Annotated in this window: 6 protein-coding genes; all 6 read left to right on the top strand. The window is 62.1% G+C overall.

The window, feature by feature from the left end:
* Positions 1 to 548, top strand: a 548-nt coding sequence (locus OC610_RS21810) for a methyl-accepting chemotaxis protein (protein WP_264430686.1), incomplete at its 5' end; no start/stop codon positions are given.
* Positions 549 to 587: 39 nt separating this feature from the next.
* Positions 588 to 1124, top strand: coding sequence for a chemotaxis protein CheW (locus OC610_RS21805; protein WP_181290368.1), 537 nt, complete (start codon positions 588 to 590; stop codon positions 1122 to 1124).
* Complete coding sequence (locus tag OC610_RS21800) at positions 1121 to 1957, top strand: CheR family methyltransferase (RefSeq protein WP_264430684.1); 837 nt, start codon at positions 1121 to 1123, stop codon at positions 1955 to 1957. Before OC610_RS21805 ends, OC610_RS21800 begins: the two co-directional genes overlap by 4 nt.
* Positions 1954 to 2451: a chemoreceptor glutamine deamidase CheD gene (cheD, locus tag OC610_RS21795; RefSeq protein ID WP_264430683.1), complete on the top strand. Its 498-nt coding sequence runs from the start codon at positions 1954 to 1956 to the stop codon at positions 2449 to 2451. Before OC610_RS21800 ends, cheD begins: the two co-directional genes overlap by 4 nt.
* Before the next feature lie 2 nt (positions 2452 to 2453).
* Positions 2454 to 3533 carry a protein-glutamate methylesterase/protein-glutamine glutaminase gene (locus tag OC610_RS21790; protein WP_264430682.1) on the top strand — a complete coding sequence of 360 codons (1080 nt, stop codon included), beginning with the start codon at positions 2454 to 2456 and terminating at the stop codon, positions 3531 to 3533.
* Between the two features lie 374 nt (positions 3534 to 3907).
* Positions 3908 to 4447: a hypothetical protein gene (locus OC610_RS21785; protein ID WP_264430688.1), complete on the top strand. Its 540-nt coding sequence runs from the start codon at positions 3908 to 3910 to the stop codon at positions 4445 to 4447.
* Positions 4448 to 4512 lie beyond the last annotated feature (65 nt).

The raw sequence follows: 4512 nt of genomic DNA, 5'->3' as shown, positions 1-4512 counted from the left end.
ATGCTGCCATCGAAGCAGCCCGCGCCGGCGAACACGGCAAGGGCTTCGCGGTGGTCGCCGCCGAAGTCCGCAAACTGGCCGAGCGTAGCCAAGTCGCGGCACAGGAAATCGGCGAGCTGTCGTCCAGCAGTGTCGACATGGCCGAGAAGGCCGGCAACCTGCTCAACGAGATGGTCCCGTCCATCAACAAGACCTCGGACCTGGTGCAGGAAATCAGCGCCGCGTCCGAAGAACAGGCCGCCGGCGTGGCGCAGATCAACACCGCCATGACCCAGCTCAACCAGGTGACCCAGCAGAACGCCTCCAGCAGCGAAGAACTGGCCGCCACCGCCGAAGAGATGAGCAGCCAGGCCGAACAGCTGCAACAGGCCATGAGTTTCTTCACCTTGGACACGCCGGCGAAATCCGCCGTGCAGGTCGCCCGGGTCGATAACACCCCTGGCCCGTCCAGCCGTAAACCGGCCCGGGCACCGGCACCGATGATGCCCAAGGCGTTTGCCTACAACATGGCCAGCGCACCGGACGAATCGGAATTCACCCGGTTCTGATGGCCCGGTTCCACAGGCTTGCTTAAAGGAGAAAAGGCAATGGGCGCCATCGCGACCACACGTCAGACCGCCAGCGCGGTCGAGGAAGAAGCGCAGTACCTGACGTTCATGCTCGGCACGGAGATGTTCGCCATCGGCATCCTGTGCATCAAGGAAATCATCGAATACGGCAACCTCACCGTCGTGCCGATGATGCCGGCCTTCGTCCGCGGGGTGATCAACCTGCGCGGCGCGGTCGTGCCGGTGGTGGATCTGTCGGCCCGTTTCGGCCGGCCGAACTCCACCATCAGCCGCCGCAGTTGCGTGGTGATCATCGAGGCCGCCAGTGCCGACGGGCTGGCCCAGGACATTGGCCTGCTGGTGGACACAGTGTCGGCGGTGCTGGAAATCCCGGCTTCGCAAATCGAGCCGCCACCGAGTTTCGGCGCGAAGATCCGCGCCGACTTCATCAGCGGCATGGCCAAGGTCGATGGCAAGTTCGTCATCGTCCTGGAAGTGGACCGGGTGCTGTCCATCGACGAAATGTCTGAACTCGCCCAGGCCAGCCCCGCCGCGTTGGAAGCGCCAGAGTCATGAGCACAGACACTTGCAGGGAACGCACGGTGAATTCGATGGCGCTCACCGACCGGGAGTTCGGCCAGTTCCAATCCTGGTTGTACCAGGCGGCCGGCATCAATCTGTCGCCGGCCAAGAAAGCCCTGGTGGCCGGGCGCCTGTTCAAGCGCCTCAAGCACTATGAGCTGGACAGCTACGGCGAGTATTTCAAGCTGATCATGAGCGGCCAGCGCAGCGACGAATTGCAGGTGGCGCTGGACCTGCTCACGACCAACGAGACCTATTTCTTCCGTGAGCCCAAGCACTTCGACTTCCTTCGCGATCACGTGCTGCCCCACGCGACGCCGGGCAAGACCTTTCGCCTGTGGAGCGCGGCCAGTTCTTCGGGCGAAGAACCCTACAGCCTTGCGATGACCCTGGCCGAAAGCCTGGGCACCACGCCCTGGGAAGTCATCGGTTCCGACATCAGCACGCAAGTGTTGGCGAAAGCCCGTTCGGGGCATTATCCGATGGAGCGCGCCCGCAACCTGCCCCATTCGCTGCTGGTGAAATATTGCCTCAAGGGCACCGGCAGCCAGCAGGGCACCTTGTTGATCGACCGGGCATTGCGCAACCGGGTCAACTTCATCCAGGTCAACCTCAACGACACTCTCCCGGAGCTGGGGGAATTCGATGTGATCTTCCTGCGCAACGTGATGATCTATTTCGACCAGCCCACCAAAAGCAAGGTGGTTGCCCGGCTGATCCCGCGGCTCAAGCGCGGCGGATACTTCATCGTGAGCCATTCGGAAAGCCTCAACGGCGTGTCCGATGCGTTGAAACTGGTGGCCCCTTCGATCTACCGCAAGCCATGAGCGCCGCGATCAGGGAAGTGGCCGAGGTCTATCTGGGACCGGGCGAGTTTCGCTTTGCGACCTGTCCGACCCGCCTGCGCACGATCCTTGGCTCTTGCGTGGCAATTACCCTCTGGCATCCACAACGCAAGATCGGTGGCATGTGCCACTTCATGTTGCCCAGCCGGGTGCGTTGTTCCACGGCGCTGAACGGACTGTACGCCGACGAGGCCATCGAGCTGTTCGTCCGCCAGGCGCGGGCCCATCGCACCGAGCCCGAGGAATATCAGCTCAAGCTGTTCGGCGGCGGAGAGATGTTTCCCGAGCTGCAACGCCACGTGGCGTTCAGCGACGTGGCGCGATTGAATGTCAACGCCGCGCTGGAAATGGCCGCCCTCTATCGCCTGGACCTGATCGCCCAGGACATGGGCAGCACTGGCTACCGCAGTATTGTTTTTGACCTGTGCAATGGCGATGTCTGGGTCAGGCACCAACCGATAAGGACGTTGAATTAACCATGCCAGGCAGAAAAATCAATGTATTGCTGGTGGACGATTCCGCCGTGGTCCGCCAGGTATTACTGGCGATCCTGAGTGACACGCCGGACATCAATGTGATCGGCGCGGCCTCCGACCCGATTTTCGCCATGGACAAACTGGCGAAGGAATGGCCCGACGTGATCGTGCTGGATGTGGAAATGCCGCGCATGGACGGCATCACGTTCCTGAAAAAAATCATGAGCGAACGGCCGACGCCGGTGGTGATCTGCTCGTCGTTGACACCCAAGGGCGCGGAAACCACCCTGCAAGCCATGGCCGCCGGTGCGGTGGAAATCATCACCAAGCCCACCAGCGGCTTGAAGAATTTCCTGTTGGAGTCGGCACCCGAACTGGTCTCGGCCATCCGCGCCGCCGCCCAAGTCAACGTGCGCAACCTGGGCAAACGCACTGCCCCGGCGGCCCCGCTGACGCCCGCGACCAAACTCACCGCCGACGCCATGCTGCCTGCCGCCAACGGTCACGCCATGGCCCAGACCACCGAACGCATCGTCGCCATGGGCACCTCCACCGGCGGCACCCAGGCGCTCGAAGCGGTCCTGACGGCCCTGCCACGGGTGTGCCCGGGGATCGTGATCGTCCAGCACATGCCGGAAAAATTCACCGCCTCATTCGCCGCCCGGCTCAACAGCCTGTGCCAGATCGAAGTGCGCGAAGCGAAGAACAACGACCGCATCCACCCGGGCCTGGCGCTCATTGCCCCCGGCGGCAAACACATGATGGTGACCCGCAGCGGCGCGTTCTATCACGTGCAGGTGGTGGACGGCCCGCTGGTCAATCGCCATCGCCCTTCGGTGGATGTGCTGTTCCGCTCGGTGGCCAAGTTCGCCGGCCGCAACGCCACGGGCATCATCATGACCGGCATGGGCGACGACGGCGCCCGCGGCCTGAAGGAGATGCTCGACGCCGGCAGCGCCACCGTCGCCCAGGACGAAGCCAGCTGCGTGGTGTTCGGCATGCCCAAGGAAGCGATCAAGCTCAACGCCGCGCAACGGGTGATGCCGCTGCTGGAGATTGCGCAGGTGATCTTGCATCGCTGATCGACGCATTCTTCTTTGAGTGAAAGCTGTTGTGGCGAGGGGATTCATCGAAACGTCGCACCGCCACAGAAAAACCCCTTAAACAGGCGAGATCGTCGCCAGCACACCAATCAGCAACGTCAACGCCAGGAAACCACCCAGAAAAATCGCCATCTTCGCCATGAGCATTCTCCCAATAGAGTCATTGCGGCACGGCCGAATTGTGGCGTGTGAACTGAGACCATTACAGACGCACCTGTAAGCGAAAAATGCGGATCAGTGCAAAAAGCCGGCAAACCGCGAAACCAGTAATGGACAAGTGCGCCATGATCACCGCTATCATGCCGCACGCCCATTTGACGGGCATGCTGCAAGCCACCTTCAAGGACCCAGGTATGACCCTTCTGCCGTCACGCGCCACCCTCTTCGCCTCCAGCTTCCTGATCAGCTCACTGTGCCTGGCCGAAGGCGAGCCGGCGGAAAGCGTCATCAAGGACTCGACCAAATCCGCCGTCTCGACCTTCATTACCGCCGGCAAGAACCTGTTGGGCGGCGTGAGCGAAGGCGTGCTCGATGGCCGTGAGTCGGTCCAGGGCACCGACGGCGCTGCGATCATCTCCTCCGGCGAGCAGATGAAAGACCGCGTCACCGTCGAGGTGCTGAAGCTTGAGCCCAGCGAAGAAAGCGTCACCATCACCCTCGGCTTCAAGAACAGCACCGACACCCAACTGCGCCTGATCAACCTCGGCCAGACAGGCGCCCTGCTCGCCATCGACCAGGCAGGCTACGCCAACCGCCTCACCGGCCTGGACAACCCCGACGAAGTCACCATCCCACCGAAAATCGCCGTGCGGCAGAAGTTCGTTTTCGAAGGCATGAACGAGGCGGTCAGTGCTGTGCGGATGTGGGGTGTGGATTATTCGGTCAAGAAGTGAAGACGCGCGAAGTCTGAGGCTCATTGATAAACCCCATGCGTGATGCGAGGGAGCTTGCTCCCGCT

It is taken from the genome of Pseudomonas agronomica, from assembly GCF_025917275.1.
GTDB lineage: Bacteria > Pseudomonadota > Gammaproteobacteria > Pseudomonadales > Pseudomonadaceae > Aquipseudomonas > Aquipseudomonas agronomica.
Note: the sequence above shows the minus strand (reverse complement) of the source record. Positions and strands in the feature narration are given on the sequence as shown.